Origin of the sequence: Corynebacterium sp. ACRQJ (assembly GCF_022346045.1) — a bacterium.
GTDB classification, from domain to species: domain Bacteria; phylum Actinomycetota; class Actinomycetes; order Mycobacteriales; family Mycobacteriaceae; genus Corynebacterium; species Corynebacterium evansiae.
The window spans coordinates 12,862-35,691 of sequence record NZ_JAKRMT010000016.1 but is presented as its reverse complement, the minus strand read 5'-3'; the positions used below and the strand labels follow the sequence as shown (position 1 = coordinate 35,691).

Genomic DNA, 22,830 nt, shown 5'->3' with positions numbered 1-22,830 from the left:
AAGCCTCGGTTCACAGAGACCGAGTGGGCGTCAGACCCAAAACAGAGGAAGCCACGCGACACCCATTGATAAAGTGGCGCGCATGACCTATGAGCCATTTCCCTCACACTTATCCCCCAACGCGGAGGTCGGCGACGCAGCGCTGGTCATCCGCAACCTAGTGAAGACATTCGCCGACAAAGTCGCGGTGAACAACCTGAACCTGACCGTCCCGAAGGGCAGCTTCTACGGCATCGTCGGCCCCAACGGAGCGGGCAAGACCACCGCCATCCTCGCAGCAACGGGCATCATTCGCCCCGATAGTGGCAACTCCTGGGTCGCCGGCCACCCCCTGTGGGCAAACCCCGCCGAAGGCACCCGGGTGGAAGAGGAAGTTCTGGCAGCCAAGCGCAGCTACGGACTGCTGGTCGACGGCCTCCCCGTCTTCGAACGCCTCAGCGGCAAGGAGTATCTGGAATACCTGGGCTACCTGCGGGACATCCCCGGCGAGGAACTGCAGCAGCGCATCGCAGACCTGCTGCAGGCACTCGACCTGGCGGATGCTGGCAAGAAGTACATCGCCGACTACTCCGCGGGCATGAAGAAGAAGATTCTGCTGGCCGGTGCCCTGCTGCACAGCCCGGAGGTTCTGATCCTGGACGAGCCCTTCGAGGCCGTGGATCCGGTATCCGGCGAAGTGATCCGTACGATCCTGCGACGCTACGTGGAAGCCGGCGGCACCGTAATCCTCAGCTCCCACGTGATGGAGCTGGTCGAGGGGCTGTGCGACCACGTGGCGATCATTAACCAGGGCACCGTCGTCGCCGCTGGAACCACAGAACAGGTGCGCGCGGGCAAGTCGCTTTCCGAGCGCTTCGTCGAGGCCGTAGGCGGCAAGCAGCTGGATACGGGATCCTTCGGCTGGCTCCGCGGCGGCGAGCAGCCGAGCGCGCGACACGAGAGGCAGGCCGGTGTCGAAGACTAAAACCCTCCTCAAACTCCACTGCAAGCTGTGGGCGCACGCCTTCTTGGGCAACCTGCAGATGATCATCGCTTCGGTGGCAGTAACCATCACTGCAGTGATGGGCTGTATCGGGCTAGGCTTCAGCAGCTACGGGGTGCTTGTCAACGATGGGGACCCATCGATGTTCGTGCTGACGATGGGGCTCGGCAGCGTGCTCTACCTGGCACTATCGGCCATCTTCCCCAGCGAGGAACGGATGCTGGACCCGCGCATGTTCAGCTCCCTGCCGCTGACCGACCGCGATATTCTGCCGGGCATGGTCACGGCGATGTTCATCAACTCGCGGGCGGCGATCTCGCTGGTGAACACCATCATCATGGCCGCCCTCGGATACCTCGCGTTCGCGGAGGTAGCCTCCGCGGGCGCGGGTGCCCTGTGGGTGCTGGCGTGCGTACTGCAGCTGGTGATCACCCTGCTGGCGGGTGAGGCGTTAGCCGCCGCGCTCAGCAGCATCGCCACCAAGTTCAGCGAACTGTGGGGCAACGTCGCCGGGATCATCGTCACCTTCGGCTTCCTGGCGCTGTACCTCTTGCCGCAGTTGCTCACCGACGGAACCGACCCCACCGCGGCCATCAAAACCAGCGCCGACATCCTGTCCTGGACACCCTTTGCCGCCGCGGCCGGAGCAGCTGCTGACATGGCCAATATCGGAGGCGGTGGCGTCAATAATGGTGGCGGCGGCACCGACCTCGGTACCGGCCTCGCCAAGGGCGCGATCTGCCTCGCGGCGATCCTCGCAGTGGCTTACATAATGCGCGTGGCCGTCAAGCACGATCTCAACAACCCACTGCCGACTCAGCACGCCGCCCGCGCCGCGAAGGGCGACAGCCTACTGCTGCCGCGCGTTCCCGGCTCCCCCGTCGGCGCGCTCTACTCCCGCGAGATCCGCTACTGGCGCCGCGACAACCGCTTCATGATGAGCCTGATGGTCGTGGTCGTCCTCTGCGGGCTATACCTGCTGATGGGAATGCTCAACGAAGCCAACCGCTGGATGCTGTGGTTCGCCCTGTTCTTCGTATCCCTTGGTCCCCAGCAGGTCGCGGGCAACTCCCTGGGCATGGACGGCCCCTCCAACTGGGTGCACATGGTCGCCGGAGTGCGCGGCAAGCAGATCGTAGCCAGCCGCAGCCTCTCCACAGCGACAGTACTGGTGCCGATCTGGCTGGTCGTCTGCATCGCCGCCGGAGCCATCGACGGCTTCAGCGCTACCTGGCTGCTGGTTAGCCTTTTGACCCTGGGGTGCATCCTCATCGCCTCCGCCATGGCGAATTTCAGCGCCACCCGCTTCCCCGCCCAAACCACCGCGCCGGGCACCAACTCCTTCAAGCAGCGCAACGGCGGCAGCAACGCCATGATTTCCGCGCTGGTGACGATGCTGATCCTCACCGTCTCTTTCCTGCCGGGCGGGCTGCTGGCGCTGATTTCGCTGGCCATGGCCGACGGAACTAGCAACAGCATTGCCGACATTCCCCTGTTCAGCTGGCTGGGCGTGCTGCTGCACTGGGTGATCGTCGTCGGCGCCGCCTGGATCATGAATCGTCGCGCCTCCCGCAGGCTCGACCTCGAGTGGCCGGACATCGCGCAGAAGGTGCAGCAGTACCTGTAGTCGCGCGGCATGGGGCGTCCATAAAAGATCAATCCATAAAAGAACGCAAGAAAAAGGCCGGGCAACAACTGCCCGGCCTCACACGTACTGGGCGGTGAGCCCAGGATCGCGGTTTAGAGGTTCAGAACGAACGCGTTGGAGGCGTTCAGCTCTGCCTTGACCTCTTCGACCAGCTGCTGATCCAGGTCCTCGCTCACGCGCAGAACCAGCGTTGCCGTCTGCTCATCGTCCGTCGGGGACAGTGCGGCGGCGTCGATGTTGATGCCCTTGTTGCCCAGCAGCGTACCGACCTTGCCCAGCGCACCCGGCTGATCCGGGTAAACCAGGAACAGGTTCGTGCCGGTGGCGCGCAGGTCCAGGCCGCGGTGGTTGATGCGGACGATCTTCTCCACGTGCTCCAGGCCAGTCAGCGCGCCAGCGACAGTGGCGGTGGTGCCATCGGCTGCGACAGCCTGAACCTCCAGGATGGAGCGGTGGCTGACGGACTCGTCCTGAGTCTGCACGTCCAGCTCCACGCCGCGCTCTTCAGCGATCTGCGGGGCGTTGACGAAGGTGACCTGCTCGTCGATCACACCGGAGAACACGCCGCGCAGGCCAGCCAGGCCCAGCGCGTCGACAGACTCGGTGGACAGCTCGCCGCGGGCGGTGACGGTCACGGTGTTCGGGGCACTGTTCAGCAGCTCGGAGGCAACGCGGCCCAGGTTGGTTGCCAGGTTCAGCCACAGGGCAACTTCCTCGGAGACCTTGCCGCCGGAGACGTTCACGGCGTCCGGCACGAAGTCGCCGGCCAGGGCCTTCAGGACGGATGCGGCAACGTCGGTGCCCGCGCGGTCCTGTGCTTCCACGGTGGAAGCGCCCAGGTGCGGGGTAACGACGACCTCTTCCAGCTCGAACAGCGGGGAGTCGGTGCACGGCTCGGAGGCGTACACGTCGAATCCGGCGCCGCGGATGTGGCCGGACTTGATGGCCTCCGCCAGGGCGGCCTCGTCCACCAGGCCACCGCGGGCGGCGTTGATGATGATCTGCCCCTTCTTAGCCTTTGCCAGCAGGTCCGCGTCGAACATGCCCGCGGTTTCCTTGGTCTTCGGCAGGTGGATGGTCACGAAGTCGGAGCGGCTCATCAGCTCTTCCAGCTCCACCAGCTCCACGCCCAGCTGTGCGGCACGGGCAGGGTTGGCGTACGGGTCGTAAGCGATGATGTCCGTCTCGAAAGCGGCCAGGCGCTGTGCGAACAGCTGGCCGATGTGGCCGAAGCCGACGATGCCGACGGTCTTGCCCAGGATCTCCACGCCCTTGAAGGAGGAGCGCTTCCACTCGCCGTCGCGCAGGGTCTTGTCGGCGGCGGGGATCTGGCGGGCGGTGGACAGCAGCAGGCTGATTGCGTGCTCGCAGGCGGAGTGGATGTTGGAGGTCGGAGCGTTGGCGACCATCACACCGCGGGAGGTGGCGGTGTCGATGTCAACGTTGTCCAGGCCCACGCCTGCGCGGCCGACGATCTGCAGCTTCGGTGCTGCCTCGAGCACCTCGGCGTCGACTGTGGTTGCAGAGCGGACCAGCAGCGCGTCTGCGTCTGCGACTGCCTTCAGCAGCTCGGGGCGGTTCGGGCCGTCGACCCAGCGAACCTCGACGGAATCGCCGAGGGCATCGACGGTGGACTGGGACAGTTTGTCGGCGATGAGGACTACCGGACGGGTGTTACTCACGAATGTTTCTCCCTAAAGTGCGACATTGCCTCGCCCACGCCGAAACGACCGCGCCGACGCGGGAAGGGACCACGCCATCCAAATGTGACGTGCGACCCTTACAGCATAACTCTTACCTCTGCGTCACTCAGCATTGCCTTAAGGAATTGTTGTACCGCTCTGTCTGCATCGAAATTGACGCCAATCAGTACCACCTCACTGGAGGGGGTTAGCCCCACCTGGCTCCACCCGCCCGCTGGCTGTATCCGCAGGTCGGGGCCCGCTTGGTGCCAGACGTGGGCAAGCTCTGGACGATCGGCGATCCAGCAGTATCCCTTGGAGCGCACCAGCCCGGTTGTGGAGCGCAAAGCCTTGATCAGGCGCTCCCTGTCGAAGGGGCGGTCCCCACGGAAGACAACGGAGCTGATGCCATACTCTTCCGTCTCTGGGGTGTGCGGGTTTTCCAGCTCGTCGAGGTAGCCCTCGTAGGCGCGGGCCGTCGCTTCGTCGTAGAGGTGTGCGCCGAGAATGTCGTCGACCGCGGACCGCCCCGCAGCTGCGCCAAACTGGCGTACGCCGTCTGCCACACTGTCTACCCCACTGCGCGCCACTCCCCTTTCCGCGCTACCCGCCGGGCTGCCCGGCGATTCAGTGGTGACGATGCGGCCGTGGAGGAGCTTCTCGATGCGCGCCCGCGGGTTCATTCGACGCAGCAGCGCTACCGTCGCGCGGTAGCGCTCTTCACTGACGAGGTCCGACTTGGTTACGTAGATGACGTCCGCGAACTCGACCTGATCGACCAAAAGATCCGCGATGGTGCGTTCATCGTCCGCAGTCGCCTGCAGGTCCGCTTCTGTGAGCAGCTTCTTCTGACCTATTTGCGGCAGGAACTGGGCGGCGTCAACAAGAGTGACCATAGTGTCGATCGGCGCAACGTCCGCGAGGCGAGTGCCATCCTCCCAACGCCATTCGAAAGTTGCGGCGACGGGCATGGGTTCGGAGATGCCGGTGGATTCGATGACGATGTGGTCGAAGCTGCCGCTGCGCGCGAGCGTGCCGACGGATTCCACCAGATCCTCGCGCAATGTGCAGCAGATGCAGCCGTTGGTGAGCTCGACGAAGCGGTCTTCGCCGCGCGTGAGGTGGCCTTCCCCGGCGATGAGGGCGGCGTCGATGTTGATTTCCGAGAAGTCGTTGACGATCACCGCGATGCGGCGGCCTCCTCGGTTGGCGAGCAGGTCGTTCAGCAGTGTGGTTTTGCCCGCGCCGAGGAAGCCGGAGAGCACCGTCACGGGCGCGGCGACGGGCGCGGCGCTGGCGACGGACGCGGGCGCGGATGCGGCGCTGGCGGCGACGGGCGCGGGCGCGGTGGCGGGTGCACTCCCCCGCCGTGGAGCATCGGCAGTGGGCGTGGTTTCAGAGGGCGTGCGGCCGGAAGAATGGCTATGTGCGTGTCTCATAGCCCGCAACCCTACACACTATTGCAACCTGTTTTCATTAGTGACTTGCATCCAGGAGGCCGAGAACTACACCCGCAACCCACGGTCGCTCAAAGCTGGCACTGCTTAGTTCTGGAAATGACGAAAGCCGAAACTACGCAAACTGGAACTACCCAAAGCTGGCGCTGTACGTAACGCCGGAACTGTGTAAAGCCGAAATCAGCAGACGTTCTGCGGACCCTCGTGGTCGGCGTGGCTGGCGCGCTCCACCTGAATGGTGGCGTGCGCGATCCCCCGCTCCTGCAGCGCGGCCTGTGCAGCACACAGCACCGCGGCCGGATCGCGCCCTTCCGGAACCACCAAGTGCACGGAAGCCAACGCGCTCGTGCCATCCAGCGACCACAGGTGGAGATCGTGCACGTCCAGCACGCCGTCGACCTGTCGCAGCAAAGCATCAACCTCAGCGGGCCGGTAGCCCGGAGGCGCCTGCTCGAGCAAAATGCGCAAGGCCTGCATCATCAGCTGCCAGGCGCGCGGCAGCACCAGCGCGGCAATCACCAGCGAGGCGATAACGTCCGCATACTGCCAGCCGGTCAGAATGATCACGCCGCCGGCCACGAGCACCGCGACGGAACCCAACATATCCGCCAGCACGTGCAGGAATGCACCCTGGACATTGACGGAATGCTCCCGCTGGCGGTTCAAGATCCACGCGGAAATGATGTTGGCTAGCAGGCCGATCACCGCGACGATCATCATCGGGCCGGCCATAATCTCCACCGGCTCGCTGAGGCGCTGGAACGCCTCGACCACGATCCAAGCGGAGATTCCCAACACGGTGACCGCATTAACAAGCGCGGCGAGCACCTCCACCCGCCGATAGCCGAATGTCGCTTGCGCGGTTGCGGACCTGCGGCCGATGAAAATGGCGACGACCGCAATGATTAGGCCGGCGGCGTCCGAAAGCATGTGCATCGCATCGGCCAGCAATGCGACGGAGCCGGTGATCAGACCGCCGATCACCTCTGCAAAGAAGACTGTGCCAGTGACGCCCAGCACGATGAGCAGCGCGCGCAGCGGAGCATCCGTCGGCGCGTGGGAGTGCGAATGCCCGTGCGAATGCCCGTGGCCAGAGTCGTGGGAATGTGCATGGCCGGAATCGTGCGAATGTGCATAGCCACCCTCAGATACGCCGGCGGGCGCGGGCGCGCCGCCAGCGGTCGACGCGGGCGCGCCGCCAGCCGCGGACGCGCTGGAACGCAAAGAACCGTGGCGGTGCACGTCGGCACCACCACGGTCCTGTGGTTGTTGCTGAGCTGCACTTGCGGGGTCGTTCATACCCTCACTTTAGACAGCCGCATCCCTTATTGACAACCTACTGAAAATAAAGGCGGGGAGCCAGCACAGCTCGCCATTGGCGGCTACTGCATCGGCTCCCCGCTGCGCAGAGTCCAAATTCAGAATCTATAAACTTGGAAATCTGGAGTATTCAGTTATTTAGCCAGTCCACCCCAGCCCGGCCACTTCGGCCAGGCCGTTGTGACCAGGCCGCTTTAGGCGGTCTCGGCGCGAGCGTCGACCTTGACCCAGCTCATCAGGTCGCGCAGCTTGGCGCCGGTCTTCTCGATCTCGTGATCGTTGTAGGAAGCGCGCAGCTCCTCCAGCTCCTTGTTGCCACCCTCAACGTTGGCAACCAGGCGCTTGGTGAAGGTGCCGTCCTGAATGTCGGTCAGAATGTCCTTCATGCGCTTCTTGGTGTCCGCATCGATGACGCGCGGGCCGGACAGGTAGCCACCAAACTCAGCCGTGTCAGACACGGAGTAGTTCATGTTGCCGATGCCGCCCTCGAACATCAGGTCCACGATCAGCTTCAGCTCGTGCAGGCACTCGAAGTACGCCATCTCCGGCTCGTAGCCAGCCTCGACCAGAACCTCGAAGCCGGTCTTCACCAGCTCCTCGGTGCCACCACACAGAACGGCCTGCTCGCCGAACAGGTCGGTAACGGTCTCCGCCTCGAAGGTCGTCGGGATCACGCCGGCACGCGCACCACCGATGGCAGCTGCGTAGGACAGAGCCAGGTCGCGGCCGTTGTTCTTCGGGTCCTGCTCAACGGCGATCAGGCACGGAACGCCCTTGCCGTCGACGAACTGGCGGCGAACCAGGTGGCCCGGACCCTTCGGTGCAACCATGCCGATGATGATGTTGTCGGCCGGCTCGATCAGCTTGAAGTGGATGTTCAGGCCGTGGCCGAAGAACAGTGCGTCGCCGTCGTTCAGGTTCGGCTCGATGTCCTCGGCGAAGATCTTCGCCTGGGAGGTGTCCGGAGCCAGCAGCATGATCACGTCTGCCCACTCCGCAGCCTCCGCGTTGGTCTTCACGGTAAAGCCGGCTTCCTCAGCCTTGGCGCGGGACTTGGAGCCCTCACGCAGGCCGATGACGACCTCCACGCCAGACTCGCGCAGGTTCTGGGCGTGTGCGTGACCCTGGGAGCCGTAGCCGATGATGGCTACCTTGCGACCCTGGATGATGGACAGATCAGCGTCGTCGTCGTAAAAAACATCAATTGCCATGGGGAGCTTCCTTTCGTTGACTGTCTACCTTTATAGCAGATTCTATTTCATTTAGTGAGACTTTTGCGTCCACATAGTGAACTGTTGCGGGCTGTTGCCCTCTTTCGTAGGTAGTGACGCCCACCCGGCTGCAAGCTGAAGGCGTCACCAAAGAACCTAGAGATTCGCCGGGTACATGGCGCGAGGACCGCGACTGATCGCAGTCGGCGACGCCTCGACAAGCTCGCGAATCCCGAACGGCTCCAAAACGTCCAGCAGAGCCTGCAGCTTCGACGGCGTACCGGTGCACTCGATGATCACCGACTCCGGCCCGACGTCCACCACGTGCGCGCGGAACAGCTTCGCGGACTCCACCACCTGGGTGCGGTTCGCGTTGTCAGCGGAGACCTTCACCATCATCAGGCCGCGGGAGACGATGGTCTCCGGGTCGTGGCGCGTGACCTTAATAACGGGGATCAGCTTGTTCAGCTGCTTGGTGATCTGCTCCACCACGTGATCCTCGCCCTCGACGATGATGGTGATGCGGTTGATGCCCTCGACCTCCGTGCGACCAGAGCTGATCGACAGGATATTAAACGCGCGGCGGGTAAACATGCCGGAGATACGCGAGATGATGCCGTCGACGTCCTCACACAGGACGGACAGGGTGTGGACCTGTACCTTGTTCGTGCTCATTAGTCTTCTTCACCTTCCTGGGTGACCTCGTGGATCTCCGCGGGCGATTCTGCCGCCGAGGATTCCTCGTCGAACAGCGGCCGCAGGTTGCGTGCGTACTGGATTTCCTCGTTGGACGTGCCGGCGGCGACCATCGGCCACACCTGCGCGTCCTCGCCGACGATGAAGTCGATGACGACGGGGCGGTCGTTGATCTCTTCAGCCTTGCGGATGGTCGGCTCTACATCCTCTGGCTTTGTGACGCGGAACGCCGCGCAGCCCATAGACTCAGCCAACATCAGGAAGTCCGGCAGGTAGGTCTCCCCCGGCTTCAGGTTGGTGTGGGAGTACCGCTGGTCGTAGAACAGCGTCTGCCACTGGCGAACCATTCCGAGGTTTCCGTTGTTGATGAGGGCGACCTTGATCGGCAGCTTCTCCACCGCGCAGGTGACAAGCTCCTGGTTGGTCATTTGGAAGCAGCCGTCGCCGTCGATGGCCCAGACGGAAGTGTCCGGCTTGCCGGCCTTTGCACCCATGGCGGCGGGCACGGAGTAGCCCATCGTGCCGAGACCACCGGAGTTCAGCCAGGTGCGCGGGTTTTCGTAGTCCACGAACTGCGCCGCCCACATCTGGTGCTGCCCCACGCCGGCGACGTAGATGGCGTCCGGGCCGATGGTCTTGGACAGGGTCTCGATGACGTACTGCGGGGCGAGCTTGCCGTTGGGCTGCTCGTCGTAGCCGCGGGGGAAGTCCTGCTTCAGCTTGTTGAGGTAGTTCAGCCAGCCGGCGGTGGCGGGCTTCTTCAGGTCCAGGTTCCGCATCGCCTGGTGGAGTGCGGCCAGCACTTCGCGGGCGTCGCCGACGATTGGCACGTTGGCTTCGCGGATCTTGCCGATCTCCGCCGGGTCGATGTCGGCGTGGATGACCTTCGCATCCGGGGCGAAACTATCCACGTGGCCGGTGACGCGGTCGTCAAAGCGGGCGCCGATGGTGATCAGCAGGTCGGAGCGCTGCAGGGCTGCGACCGCCGGGACACTTCCGTGCATGCCGGGCATGCCCATGTACAGCGGGTGGGAGGCCGGGAAGCTGCCCAGAGCCATGAGGGTGGTGACAACTGGGATGTCGTTGGCTTCTGCAAACTCCAGCAGTTCTGCGTGCGCTTCTGCCTTGATCGCGCCGCCGCCGACGTACAGCGTCGGGCGCTTCGCCGCGCTGATCATGCGCACGGCTTCCTCTACCTGGCGCGGGTGCGGGCTGGTGACCGGACGGTAGCCGGGCAGCTCGTACTTCGGCGGCCAGTTGAATTCCAGCTCTGCGTTTTGCACGTCCTTCGGGATGTCCACCAGCACCGCGCCGGGGCGGCCGGTGGAGGCCACGTGGAAAGCCTCGGCGATGGCGCCGGGGATGTCCTCCGGGCGGGTCACCATGAAGTTGTGCTTGGTGATCGGCATGGTCACGCCGCGAATGTCCGCCTCCTGGAAGGCGTCAGTACCCAAAAGACCCTTACCGACCTGGCCAGTGATGGCGACCAGAGGCACCGAGTCCATGTTGGCATCGGCGATGGGGGTTACCAGGTTCGTTGCACCCGGGCCGGAAGTTGCGATGCACACGCCGACGCGGCCGGTGGCCTGGGCGTAGCCGGTGGCGGCGTGGCCGGCGCCCTGCTCGTGGCGGACAAGGATGTGGTTCAGCTTTTCGGAGTCGTACAGCGCCTCGTAGAGCGGCAGCACAGCACCTCCGGGCAGGCCGAATACGACATCGGTGCCTAGCTCTTCTAGGGAGCGGACTACGGCTTGCGCGCCGTTAATTCGCTCTGGCCGCTTGCCGCGGGGATTGTTCGCCAAGGTGGCGGGGCTGGGTTGCGAGCGTGATGTGTGTGTCACGTTTTCCTTCGCTCCTTGAGTCCTGGAATCCGTCCTGCCTTCAATTCTCTGTCTCTTTCGCTTCCCGGTTGCCCGCCGTCGCAGCCGCGCCGCGTGGCGCGCGCCACGCGGCACAGCTTTTGCGCCTCAGCGCTGCGCATCAACGCAGCGCCAAGCAAAGCTCTGCAGTGCCCCGCAGTGCCACGCGCATCAGCGCCACGCATTGCCACGCGGCGCACGCCGCAGCGTTCGCACTTCGGCGAGCTGGCGTCACCAGGAAGCGATAGAGCCGAAAATCTTCGGTGTGGAATCGCTTGTTCGGTTAGGTGCATGTCCTCCACACAACAAAAGCCCCCAACTTGCCGACGCTGCTGCGTCAGTTGTCGGGGGCGCCGTGTCGAGCTCGACGAGGTAGCTAGTGGCGCCCCTCGATAATGAGTACTCGTACTAGTTGCGTGAATTCCATGGCTCTAAATTTAGCGGCTTCCGCGAAAGTAGTCAAGCCGTTGACCACTCGTTTCCCAAAGTATGATGCCCCCGTCTCACCTACTGGACAGCCCAAAACGCCCCCGACCTGTACTTCATCCCTCCCGCGCCCCCGGCCTCCCTCCGGTTTCTCTCTCCCCGATCTCCCCGGCTCCCCTGAGCTTCCCCCTCCAGTTCCCATCCGCGGCTTCCCTCCGGTTCCCCTCTGGCACTCAGCCTCAGCGCAACCGAAACTCCAATGTCCTCCCGGTCGCCACGCACCCGGCGGCGCAGTTACCCCGGTTGCTCCGGCGCAGAAGCCACGGTCGCCCCGGCGCGCAGTACGCGCGCCTGAACGCGACCCGTGAATCCGACTGGGAACCCCGTCTGGAAACGAATCAGAATCGGGTCAGAATCTGGTCAAAATCTGGTCAGAGTCAGGTCAGAATCCCGTCCGAATCCTGGCGGAGCACTCTCCCCGATCGTTTCCGGGACTACGGTGGGGAAGCATGTTGAAGTTCTATGCTTTCCAGCTCTGGGAATGGGTGGTCGTCCACGGCCTTCCCTTGACTGCACTGGTCATTATCGCAATTTTGATCCCCCGCGTGGGGCGTTTGGCGATTCGCATTGTCAGCAACCGCTTCGATGAGAGCGAGGAGGCCACCAAATCCCGCCTCGCCCTGGTCGGAGCGTTGGTGTACGTGCTGCAAGCGATTGCGTACTTCGCCATCATCATGCTGGGTCTGACGAACCTGGGCGTCCCCGCTATGGGTGCCGCCCTGCCCGCAACCGTCGTCTCAGCTGCTATTGGTTTCGGCGCACAGAACGTGATCGGCGATTTCCTCGCGGGGTTCTTCATCATCTCGGAGCGTCAGTTCGGCGTGGGCGACTTTGTTGCCTTCGACGGCACGTCCAGTGACATTTCGGGCACGGTTGTGGCGCTGACGTTGCGCGCGACGAAGGTCCGTACGGCCTCCGGCGAGGTGGTGACGATCCCGAACGGTTCCGCGGGTGTGATCACGAACTATTCCCAGGATTGGTCGCGGGCGGTGGTGGACTTGGCTGTTCCTCTGCAGCCGGGCGAGTCCATGTCGCAGCTGACGGATCGCGTGGAGGCCACGGCTGCGAAGGCTCTGGGGGATCCGACTATCGCCGGGGACGTCACCGGCGAGCTGGAGGTTCTGCCAGCTACGGATATCGTCGCCCCCACTGCGGCGGGTCAGTCGTGGCAGGTGAACTTCCGAGTGATGGTCGTGGTGAACCCGGCGCGCCAGTGGGCTGTGGAGCGTGTTTTGCGCTCGGCGCTGGTGAATGTGTTCTGGGATCGTTACGACATGCCGCGGGTCTTTCTCGAGGGTTCTGACGCCCACTCCTCCCCCGTCGCCGATCCCAGGAAGGCTGTGGCGGCGGAGTCCGCGCTGGCGCCTACGGAGGTCCTTCCCGCCCAGCACGCGTCGAGCGACCGGTCGGCCTCAACCACTGCTGCTTTGCAGAGCGGCTCCGCAGGAACCGCCGCTTCAGTGACCGGTGACGGCGACGGAGACAAGGAGCGCAGGGCCGCTTCTGCTAGCAGTTCTGCACCAGTAGGCCGATCCGCACCCGTGGACAAAGCTTTAGCGACACGCGGAACCGCGTCGGCGCACGAAACTGCCACCGTGGATACTGCCGCCATGGATGCGGTGCAGGCGGAAGGAGCTGACCGAGCCAGCCAGCTCGCGCAGCCCGGCCAGACTGCACAGGGTGAAAAAACTGGTCAGCCCACGGAGGCTCCCACGACTGACGGCCCTGGCCAGACTGAACCGGCTGACGGACCCGGCCAGGCGGCACCGGCCGACGGCTCCGGAGTCCGTCCCCTCGACAGCGATGGAACCATCGGCCGGACGCATTCGGTTCCCTCGCAGGACTCCCACTCCGCCGCAAGCCCCAACACCACCTCCAGGTCTGACGGCGATGCCGGCGCGGCAGCCGGCACTGACGGTGCAGGCCGCGCCGGCGATGGAAGCGGCGTGAATGACCGTGAAGAGAATGCCGGTGAAGAGGATGCCGACGAAGAGAAGGAGAAGTTCCAAGGCATCTGGCGAAACGAGGAACACGCCTCCAAGTTCAAGAGGATCATGAGCGTCGGTGGCCGCACCCGCCCCTCCACCACCGGGCTGATCCTGGCGCTGCTGCTAGTCGGCGGCCTGGCGCTGGCCTCCTCGAACCCAGAGGGCGGAGACACCGGCTGGCTCTCCCCCGACTACTGGCGCGACCGCCCCTCCAACAGCGAATCCTCCGAAGGCCCCGAGAACTCCGAAGCAAACGATCAATCCGGCGATAACTCCACCGGCCAGAACAACCCCACCGCTGACCCGAACTCCAGCGGAAACACTGACGGCAACACCGACGGAAACGCCAACTCAAACCCTGGCGGCAACGCTGGCGGCAACACCGACGGAAACGCTGGCTCAAACTCAGGTGCAAACTCCGATCAGAGCGCCAACTCGAACCCCGGCGGAAACGACGGATCACCCAACGGGACAGCAAATGAGCCAAACAGCAACTCCAGTGGCAACAATCCCAACAGCGGAAATGGTGGCGTCCAGAATAATTCCAACAACAGCGGCACCGGCGGCAACAGCATGAACGGCGCTGCGCCCCGCGCTATGGGTGCGATGGGTGCGCCCAATGCGACCGACACCACCCATGGCTGATTAAATGAACACCATGAACTCGAAGGTTTTCCACCCCAGCCGCGAACACATCCTCGGCGGGTTCGTCATGTTCCTGATCTGCCTGCTATTCACGGGCTATAAGGTCGCCTGGTTTTTCTGGGTTCCGCTAGTGCCGCTAGTGTTTATCCTGTGGACTTTGTGGGTACGAACCACCGTGTCCGACAAAGCCATCACCACGCGCTACCTCTTCCGCGCAGGCAAAACCATGCAGTGGGAAGACTTCCGCGCGCTCCGCTTCAACCGAGCCGGACGCGCCTACGCCGTAGACAACCAGGAGAACAGCATCTGGCTGCCGGGCGTGACCTTTAACTCCCTGATCGACCTGCACAAGGTCAGCAGCGGACGAATCCCCGACCCCGTCAGCCCAGCCCGCGCAGCCACGGACGACAAGGTGCAAGTCGTCAACAAGGAGGGCTACGCCGTACTCATGGACAAGGACGAGTACAAGGAATACGAAAAGCAGCGCCGCCGCGAAGCGGGAGTCGATGCGCCGGACGCCGCCGCACCGGACGCCGACGCGCAAAACACAAGCGCCCCAGAAAGGGACAACACCAGCAGCTGACCGCCCGGCTCGTGCTTAAGCTTTGCCGTGCTAACCAGCAAACGGCAAAACAAGAAATCACAGGAAAAGACTTTTCCGGAATAAGAACTCCAGAGTAAGAACGACAAGAAGAGAGCCGTGAACAGTATGAACGCCATCCCATTGAGATCCGCCGTCACCACCCAGGGCCGCAACGCCGCCGGCGCCCGCGCCCTGTGGCGTGCTACAGGCATGACGGACCAGGACTTCGAGAAGCCCATCATCGCCATCGCGAACTCGTACACGCAGTTTGTGCCGGGTCACGTGCACCTGAAGGACGTGGGAGACATCGTCGCTGACGCCATCCGCGAAGCCGGCGGCGTACCCCGCGAGTTCAACACCATCGCCGTCGACGACGGTATCGCTATGGGGCACGCAGGCATGCTCTACTCGCTGCCCAGCCGCGAGGTTATTTCTGACGCCGTCGAATACATGGTCAACGGCCACGCCGCCGATGCGCTGGTGTGCATCTCCAACTGCGACAAGATCACGCCCGGCATGCTGAACGCCGCCATGCGTCTGAACATCCCGGTGGTGTTCGTCTCCGGCGGGCCGATGGAGGCTGGCAAAACGGTGGCAGTTGATGGTGTCGTACAGGCTCCGACGGATCTGATTACCGCCATCTCCGCCTCCGCGTCCGACAAAGTCGACGCGCAGGCGCTGCTGGAGGTTGAGTCCGCCGCCTGCCCGACGTGTGGCTCCTGCTCCGGCATGTTCACCGCCAACTCGATGAACTGTCTGACCGAGGCGCTTGGCCTGTCCCTGCCGGGCAATGGTTCCACCTTGGCGACTCACGCCAAGCGGCGCGACCTGTTCACCAAGGCTGGCACCACCATCGTTGAACTGTGCCACCGCTACTACGGCGAGGGAGACGCCTCCGTCCTGCCGCGGAACATCGCCACCCGCGAGGCCTTCGAGAACGCAATGGCACTGGACATGGCCATGGGCGGATCCTCCAACACCGTGCTGCACATCCTCGCGGCCGCCCAGGAGGGTGAGATCGACTTCGACCTGCACTCCATCGACCAACTGTCCCGCGAAGTGCCGTGCCTGTCGAAGGTGTCCCCGAACTCCGACTACCACATGGAAGACGTTCACCGCGGAGGCGGCATCCCCGCCATCCTCGGCGAGCTCTACCGCGCCGGCAAGCTGAACGAAGGCGTTCACTCCGTTCACTCCGCCACGCTGAAGGAATGGCTGCTGTCCTGGGACATCCGCTCCGGAGCTGCCACCGAGGAAGCCATCGAACTGTTCCACGCCGCCCCCGGCGGAGTCCGCACGACCGAGCCGTTCAGCACTGAGAACCGTTGGTCCAGCCTGGACACCGATGCAGAGGGTGGCGTCATTCGCGATGTAGAGCATGCGTACACCGCCGATGGCGGCCTGGTTGTCCTCCGCGGCAACCTCGCCGAAGACGGCGCCGTAATCAAGGCCGCGGGTGTTGATCCGTCTATCTGGCACTTCGAAGGCAAGGCACTAGTCGTCGAATCCCAAGAAGAAGCCGTGCGAGTGATCCTGGACAAGAAGGTCAAGCCGGGTCACGTCGTGGTCGTGCGCTACGAAGGCCCCGCCGGCGGCCCGGGAATGCAGGAAATGTTGCACCCGACCGCCTTCCTCAAGGGTGCGGGGCTCGGCAAGGAGTGCGCGCTGATCACCGACGGTCGCTTCTCCGGCGGCACGTCCGGGCTGTCCGTCGGACACATCTCCCCCGAAGCCGCGCACGGCGGCCTGATCGGCCTGGTCCGCGACGGCGATCCGATCACCATCGACGTGCACGAGCGCCGATTGGAGCTGAACGTCTCCGACGAGGAGATCGTGCGCCGCCGCTCCGAGATGGAGGCTTCCGACAAGCCGTGGACTCCCACCACTCGCCAGCGCAAGGTCACCAAGGCGCTGCGCGCTTATGCCGCGATGGCAACCTCCGCTGACCGCGGAGCCGTCCGCGAGGTGAAGTAACCCCAGCGGGCGCGTACCCTCCGCATACCCAGCCTCACGCTGCAGCCAGCACGCCCCCTTAACGGTGGCGCTGCCGCCCCGCCCCGGCCACAAGATCTGGCTTCGAGCGCCCGGCCGACTTCTCCGGCAGCGCTGCCGCCCCGCCCCGGCCTACATCTCCGGAACACGGCCTCCCGGACGGCCGTAGGCTGGAGGGCATGCATGATTCACACATCCAGCCCGAGGCAGAACGCGCAGAGACCAATGCAGTCGAGGCTGACAGCGCCCGCGGCGGCCGCGCTTGCGGCAGCGCTGGCGACGACGGGATGATCCGCGTCCGCGACGCACACTTGCGCAACCTCAAACACCAGGACGTCTCGCTGCCCCGTAACGCCCTGGTGGCGGTGACGGGCGTATCCGGCTCGGGGAAATCTTCGCTGGCGTTTGGCACGCTGCATGGGGAGGCTCAGCGGCGGTACCTGGAATCCGTCGCGCCGTTCGCGCGCCGGCTCATCGGCGGGGCCGTCGACCCACGCGTGGGGTCCGTGGAGGGGCTGCCGCCGACTGTCGCGCTGCAGCAGGGGGCGCAGGCGGGCGGGGCGCGCTCGACGGTGGGGACAGTTTCAAATCTGTCGAACACGATCCGCCTGCTGTATTCCCGTTGCGGCGATTACCCTGCGGAAGTGCGCGAACGCCACGGCGGGCGTCTGGACTCGGACAGCTTCTCCCCTAATACGACGGCGGGAATGTGCCCGGAGTGTCAGGGCACGGCAGTGGTGCATGAGCCGACGGAGGAGTCCATGGTTCCGGACCCGTCGCTTTCCATCGACGAGGGCGCTATCGCCGCTTGGCCCGGCGCGTGGTTGGGGAAGAACTTCCACGATATTGTCGCGGAGCTCGGCTTCCCTATGGACATTCCGTGGCGAGACATCCCGCGGGCCGACCGGGATTGGATCCTTTTCACGGACGAGCGGCCGGTGGTGACGATCCACCCCCACCGGGGTGCGGATCAGATTCAGCGGACGTATGAGGGCACTTGGCGTTCGGTGGCCTCTTATCTGCGGAAGACGTTGGCGGAGACGGGTTCCGATTCCACACGACGCCGCGTCCTGTCGTTTATGAAGTCTTCCCGCTGTGGGGTGTGTGATGGTCGTCGCCTTATTGTCGACGCCCTTTCCGTGGAATACCTCGACCTTCCCATCGATCGCCTTGGGGCGCTTCCTTTGGAAGACGTTCTCTCTCGCTTCGCCGAACGCCGTGCGGCCGCGCCAGCCGGCGGAGGTTCCGCCAGCGCGGAGGCCGAGCGGATTCTGCTGGAACAGGCGATCCCTACGCTGGAGTCTGTGGTGGATCTCGGTTTGGGGCACCTGAGCCTGGATCGTGCCACTTCCACCCTGTCGGCGGGTGAGCTGCAGCGGCTGCGGTTGGCGTCCCAGCTGCGGTCGGGACTTTTCGGAGTGGCATACGTTCTGGACGAGCCGTCCGCGGGTCTGCACCCCGAGGAGCGCCGCGCAGTGATGCGGCTAGTCCGAGGTTTCCTGGACGCGGGCAACAGTGTCCTCCTGGTCGAACACGACATGCACCTGGTTGCGGAGGCCGACTGGATCGTCGACGTCGGCCCCGGCGCAGGCGAACTCGGCGGGGAGATCCTCTACTCCGGCCCGGCTAAGTCCCAAAACCCGACCAAACTCCGGGACCCGAACGCCTACCAGGCTGAGAGTTGCTGCCCGGCCCCATCCCAAGGCTCAGCGACCACTGCCGCTGCTGTCGGGGATCCCAGCCAGGGCACATTCCAGATCCCGTCCGACAGCACGGGCCTGGCCGGGCTGGACTGCCCCACCGGACGAGCCCTCGCCGCCGGGCCGCTGAAACTGACCACCGACGCCGAAGCGCGCACCCCCTCCGGCACACTCAGCCTCACGGACATCAACGAGCGCACCCTGAACAGCCTCGACGTGGAATTCGGCCTCGGCACGTTTACCGCGATCACGGGAGTCTCGGGCTCCGGCAAGTCCACGCTCCTGTACACGCTGGCCAACTCACTGCGCGAACGGGTGAAGACATCGGTCGACGACGGAGACGTGGCGTCCAAAAGTAAAGGCCCCGAAGAAAAAACAGACTCCGCAAGAGCAGCAACGGCCAAACTCAGCGCAGACCTTAACTCAGACATTGCCATCAACCGGTTGGTGCAAATCTCACAGAAGCCCATCGGCCGAACCCCCAGATCCTGCCTCGCAACGTACACCGGACTATTCGACCGCGTGCGGAAACTCTTCGCACAGACCGACGAAGCGAAGCGGCGCGGCTGGACCGTTTCCCGGTTCTCGTACAACGTCACCCAAGGACGCTGCCCCACCTGCAGCGGCGAAGGGCAGATTGAAGTCGAGCTAGTGTTCCTGCCCGGCAGCTACACTCCCTGCCCCGACTGTCACGGCGCGCGTTACAACGCTGAAACGCTGGAAGTCACCTGGAACGGCCGGACAATCGCGGACGTGCTGGAGCTCACCATCGCTGAAGCACGGGAGGTCTTCGCCGACGAAGAGGCAATCGCCCGAGCTCTGCGGGCTCTGTCGGCTGTGGGGTTGGATTACCTCCGGCTCGGCCAGCCGGCCACGGAGCTTTCCGGCGGCGAGGCCCAGCGGATCAAGTTGGCTACGGAGCTGCAGCGGGCTCAGCGGGGGCATACCGTGTACCTCATGGATGAGCCGACCACCGGCCTGCACCCGGCGGATGTGGATTTGCTTGTGACGGAACTCCAGCGGTTGGTCGACAACGGGAACACTGTGGTGGTTGTGGAGCATGACATGCGAGTTGCCGCGCAGGCGGACCGGGTGCTCGAAATGGGGCCGGGGGCCGGCGCGCGGGGCGGCCGGGTTGTCGCAGACGGAAGCCCCGCCACGGTGGCTCAGACGGACACCGCGACGGGGCGAGTATTGGCGGAAAGAAGCTAGCTAATTGAACGGGTTTCCTCCGCCGACGCCGAGCCATAGTCCGGCGGTGGCCGCCGCTGCGACTACGAAGAAAATCCAAGCGGACGCCAACGGTCGGGTTGCCCATCCCCTGCTGCGGTCGAGGCTGATCCGGCCGGGGCCGAGGAAGATGAGGCTTATTGACGCCACCGTCAGCGCCGCCCACAGTTGGACGTGAGGGCTCAGGCCGTATGGCCATAGGGTTCCCTGGAAGCTGTCGAGATTGTGGAATGCCATGAAACCGCCGACGACTGTGGCGAGTGCCGCGCCGAAAGGCGTGACGAGGCCGAGGAGCAGTAGCCCGCCGGCAACAACCTCCGCGACCGGGATGCCGATGGCGAGGATATCGGTGAAGTTGTAGTTGCCCAGTTGGCTCTGGAATACGTCGACGCCCGGGTCTCCGCCGAAGGCGAACAGCGTCTGCAGGCCGCGTACCAAGAGGTACGCGCCCAGCACTGCGCGCAGGATGAACAGTCCGAAGCTGGTGGTGCCGCGCTTAACTTCCGCGACTGCACCCGCACCCGCCGCGTCGCGGTCTGCGCTCACCGCGTCGTGATCTACCCCAGTCACGCCAGCATCAACAGCCGTGTCAGCGCTGCCAGCCGCGCCCGCGCCGGTCACACCAGAACCAGCGCCAGCGCCCGCGCCAACCACTCCAGCACTAGCAGCCCCAGCGGCCGTATCAGCGCCGCCAGCCGCGCCTGCACCGCCAATCTCAGAACCATCAGACGTGCCGGCAACACCCGCGCCCGCCGCACCCGCGGCAGCGTTGCCATTTTCAGAGCCATCGGTCGTGCCTGCAGCTCCCGCGCCAGCAGCCGCGCCGGTCACACCAGCGCTCGCGGCAGGGGTCGCGCCGTTCTTCGCCTGTCGGATGAAGGCCTGATCGTTGGTTGAAGTGGTGGGCCGCTCCGCCGGGTTGGCGTCATCAACCTTGCCCCAACGATCGGACGCGCCGTTGGCAGCGCCCACATCAGCACCAGCGTCGGCAGCGGGCTGAGAGGCGTCCAGCTTCGACAGATCCACTTCCGGCTCCGGCGGGCGGCTTTCAATGCGCTGCGGACGCGCCCGGCCCAGAACCGCATAAATATCCCGCTTGGCCGGCTTCTCCTCTACAGGAGTTTCAGCCTCTGGAGCCTCTGTCCCTGGAATTTCAGCCGAAGCCTCGGCCGACGTGTCAGTCGACGCACGCTCCGAACCAGTGTTCTTGTTCGGAGCGCTCTCAGCCGCCACAGCGGCCGCAGCGTCCGACTCGGCCGGCTCTGACGTTTTCGCCGACTTCGCCCCTCCCCCGGAAGCCTTCCCCCTCTCTGGAGCTTCGGGCTTAGCATCCCCTGCTGCTGACGCTTCCGCAGTTTCTTCGCCGGCAGTCTCTTCGCCGGGCTTGTCAATCTTGGTCGCCTTGGCGGGAGGTGTGGCGTCCGTGGGCTTCTGCGCGTCCCGACGGTAGACGGGCACGTCGATGTCGTTGTTCAGGTCATCCGCCAGATCATCCGCGGAGTTGCCGAACAAAGCGTCGTCTGGACTGTTGGGCTTCGCGTTGTTATTCACGCACCCCAGACTATTCTGACCAGCGCGATTTCCGCGGGAGGTCGCTCGGCATGTCTTCGATGGCATACTCCATCGGCTGTGTGCCTGCCGAGTTTCCGCGCACCTTTCGACTCCGACGGTCCGGCATTCCGGCCCCCCGGCTACGGCAGCGCTTCGCCTCCGCCGCCCATTGGGCTCGGGCGCTGCTAGCTGAGCTTCTTAGCGATCAGCTGGTTGACCTGCGCGGGGTCTGCCTTGCCCTTGGTGGCCTTCATGACGGCGCCGACAATCGCACCGGTGACCTTCTTGTTGCCCGCGCGGTACTTTTCGACGATGTCCGGGTTTGCAGCCAGGGCCTCGTCGACTGCCGCTTCGATGGCGCCGTCATCGCGCACAACTTCCAGGCCGCGCGCTGCGACGACCTCGTCGACGTCGCCTTCGCCCGCCAAGACTCCGTCGACTGCTTGACGTGCAAGCTTGGTGGTGAGCTTGCCTTCGTTTACTAGTGACGCCACCCGCGCCACCTGAGTCGGCGTGATGTCGAGACCGGTAAGTTCCACGCCTTGTTCGTTTGCCTTGCCTGCGAGGTAGGAGACCCACCAGGAGCGAGCTTCGTCGGGCTTGGCGCCTGCTTCGACGGTGTCGACCACTAGATCCAGGGCGCCGGCGTTGACGAGGTCGCGCATTTCCTCGTCCTTCAGGCCCCACTCCTCCTGGATGCGGGCGCGGCGGATCCACGGCATTTCCGGCAGGGTGGCGCGGATCTCTTCGACCCACTCGGCGGGGGCGAGTACGGGCGGCAGGTCCGGGTCGTTGAAATAGCGGTAGTCCGCCATGGTTTCCTTCGGGCGTCCCTTGGAGGTGGTGCCGTCGGTTTCCTGGTAGTGGCGGGTTTCCTGAACGATCTCCACGTCGTTGACGAGGCAGGCTGCCTGGCGCTGCATTTCAAAGCGCACGGCTTGCTCGACGGACTTCAGAGAGTTGATGTTCTTCGTTTCGGTGCGCGTGCCGTATTCGGTGGTGCCGACGGGGCGCAGGGACAGGTTGGAGTCCACGCGCATGGAGCCCTGGTCCATGCGTGCGTCGGATACGCCGAGTGCCTTGACGAGGTCGCGCAGTGCGGAGACGTATGCCTTCGCAACTTCTGGTGCGCGTTCGCCGGCGCCCTCGATGGGCTTGGTAACGATCTCGATCAGTGGCACGCCTGCGCGGTTGCAGTCCACCAGGGATGCGGTGGCTCCGTGGATGCGGCCGTCTGCACCGCCGAGGTGGGTCAGCTTGCCGGTGTCTTCTTCCATGTGCGCGCGCTCAATCTCCACGCGCCATTCGGTGCCGTCCTCCAGCACGACGTCCAGGTATCCGTCGTAAGCGATGGGCTCGTCGTACTGGGAGATCTGGTAGTTCTTCGGCTGGTCTGGGTAGAAGTAGTTCTTGCGTGCGAAGCGGGACTTCGGAGCAATCTCGCAGTTCAGCGCCAGGCCGATCTTGATGGCCCACTCCACGCCTAGCTTGTTTACGACTGGCAGCGCGCCTGGCAGGCCGAGGCTGCATGGGTCGACGTTGCTGTTTGGTGCGTCGCCGAATTCCGCGGAAGACGTGGAGAACATTTTCGTCTTCGTGGCGAGTTCGACGTGAACTTCCATGCCCATTACCGGGTCGAAGCGCTCCAGCACTTCGTCGAAGTCCATCACATCATCGGAGTAATCGTAGACAGGCGCAGTCATGCCAGCCATCTTAATACGTCCCCGTATTCGTGTGGCGTTAGGGTCGCTGGGCGTCCACGATCGCCCGCTCATGCCTCGCGCCTGCGGCCGCCCGCTC

At 64.4% G+C, this 22,830-nt stretch carries 14 protein-coding genes; 6 read left to right on the top strand and 8 right to left on the bottom strand.

Going from position 1 to position 22,830, the window contains the following annotated elements; genetic code table 11:
- The first annotated feature begins 82 nt into the window (after positions 1 to 82).
- Both MHX52_RS08550 and MHX52_RS08545 read left to right on the top strand, forming a co-directional pair.
- The gene (locus MHX52_RS08550) at positions 83 to 964 is read left to right on the top strand and encodes an ABC transporter ATP-binding protein (RefSeq protein WP_239317699.1); all 882 of its coding nucleotides are present in this window, start codon (positions 83 to 85) and stop codon (positions 962 to 964) included.
- Positions 951 to 2,609: an ABC transporter permease gene (locus tag MHX52_RS08545; RefSeq protein WP_239317697.1), complete on the top strand. Its 1,659-nt coding sequence runs from the start codon at positions 951 to 953 to the stop codon at positions 2,607 to 2,609. Before MHX52_RS08550 ends, MHX52_RS08545 begins: the two co-directional genes overlap by 14 nt.
- Positions 2,610 to 2,722: 113 nt before the next feature.
- Here the strand turns inward: MHX52_RS08545 and serA are convergent, their stop codons facing one another.
- The 6 genes from serA to MHX52_RS08515 form a co-directional block, all read right to left on the bottom strand.
- Positions 2,723 to 4,312 (bottom strand): phosphoglycerate dehydrogenase, encoded by a 1,590-nt coding sequence (serA, locus tag MHX52_RS08540; RefSeq protein ID WP_239317695.1) that lies wholly within the window; start codon positions 4,310 to 4,312, stop codon positions 2,723 to 2,725.
- Positions 4,313 to 4,410: 98 nt separating this feature from the next.
- The gene (locus tag MHX52_RS08535) at positions 4,411 to 5,751 is read right to left on the bottom strand and encodes a GTP-binding protein (RefSeq protein ID WP_239317694.1); all 1,341 of its coding nucleotides are present in this window, start codon (positions 5,749 to 5,751) and stop codon (positions 4,411 to 4,413) included.
- Positions 5,752 to 5,949: 198 nt separating this feature from the next.
- Positions 5,950 to 7,068 (bottom strand): cation diffusion facilitator family transporter, encoded by a 1,119-nt coding sequence (locus tag MHX52_RS08530; RefSeq protein WP_239317693.1) that lies wholly within the window; start codon positions 7,066 to 7,068, stop codon positions 5,950 to 5,952.
- A 215-nt stretch (positions 7,069 to 7,283) separates the two neighbouring features.
- Positions 7,284 to 8,300 carry a ketol-acid reductoisomerase gene (gene ilvC / locus MHX52_RS08525; RefSeq protein WP_035003471.1) on the bottom strand — a complete coding sequence of 339 codons (1,017 nt, stop codon included), beginning with the start codon at positions 8,298 to 8,300 and terminating at the stop codon, positions 7,284 to 7,286.
- Between the two features lie 156 nt (positions 8,301 to 8,456).
- Positions 8,457 to 8,975: an acetolactate synthase small subunit gene (gene ilvN / locus MHX52_RS08520; RefSeq protein ID WP_034973946.1), complete on the bottom strand. Its 519-nt coding sequence runs from the start codon at positions 8,973 to 8,975 to the stop codon at positions 8,457 to 8,459.
- On the bottom strand, positions 8,975 to 10,837 hold the full coding sequence (locus tag MHX52_RS08515) for an acetolactate synthase large subunit (RefSeq protein ID WP_034985529.1): 1,863 nt from the start codon (positions 10,835 to 10,837) through the stop codon (positions 8,975 to 8,977). Before MHX52_RS08515 ends, ilvN begins: the two co-directional genes overlap by 1 nt.
- A 953-nt stretch (positions 10,838 to 11,790) precedes the next feature.
- Between MHX52_RS08515 and MHX52_RS08510 the strand changes: the two genes are divergently transcribed.
- The 4 genes from MHX52_RS08510 to MHX52_RS08495 all read left to right on the top strand — a co-directional run bounded on the left by MHX52_RS08510 (position 11,791) and on the right by MHX52_RS08495 (position 19,461).
- On the top strand, positions 11,791 to 13,974 hold the full coding sequence (locus MHX52_RS08510) for a mechanosensitive ion channel domain-containing protein (protein ID WP_239317690.1): 2,184 nt from the start codon (positions 11,791 to 11,793) through the stop codon (positions 13,972 to 13,974).
- A gap of 13 nt (positions 13,975 to 13,987) precedes the next feature.
- Positions 13,988 to 14,557, top strand: a complete 570-nt coding sequence (locus MHX52_RS08505; RefSeq protein WP_239317687.1) for a PH domain-containing protein — start codon at positions 13,988 to 13,990, stop codon at positions 14,555 to 14,557.
- 126 nt (positions 14,558 to 14,683) lie between these two features.
- The gene (gene ilvD / locus MHX52_RS08500; RefSeq protein ID WP_035003479.1) at positions 14,684 to 16,531 is read left to right on the top strand and encodes a dihydroxy-acid dehydratase; all 1,848 of its coding nucleotides are present in this window, start codon (positions 14,684 to 14,686) and stop codon (positions 16,529 to 16,531) included.
- Positions 16,532 to 16,836: 305 nt separating this feature from the next.
- Positions 16,837 to 19,461: an excinuclease ABC subunit UvrA gene (locus MHX52_RS08495; RefSeq protein ID WP_239317720.1), complete on the top strand. Its 2,625-nt coding sequence runs from the start codon at positions 16,837 to 16,839 to the stop codon at positions 19,459 to 19,461.
- Here MHX52_RS08495 and MHX52_RS08490 read toward each other — a convergent pair whose 3' ends face one another.
- Both MHX52_RS08490 and gatB read right to left on the bottom strand, forming a co-directional pair.
- Positions 19,462 to 21,030, bottom strand: a complete 1,569-nt coding sequence (locus tag MHX52_RS08490; protein WP_239317684.1) for a DoxX family protein — start codon at positions 21,028 to 21,030, stop codon at positions 19,462 to 19,464.
- 185 nt (positions 21,031 to 21,215) lie between these two features.
- Entirely contained in the window at positions 21,216 to 22,742 is a 1,527-nt protein-coding gene (gatB, locus tag MHX52_RS08485) for an Asp-tRNA(Asn)/Glu-tRNA(Gln) amidotransferase subunit GatB (RefSeq protein ID WP_370642238.1), read from the bottom strand.
- Between the last annotated feature and the right edge of the window lie 88 nt (positions 22,743 to 22,830).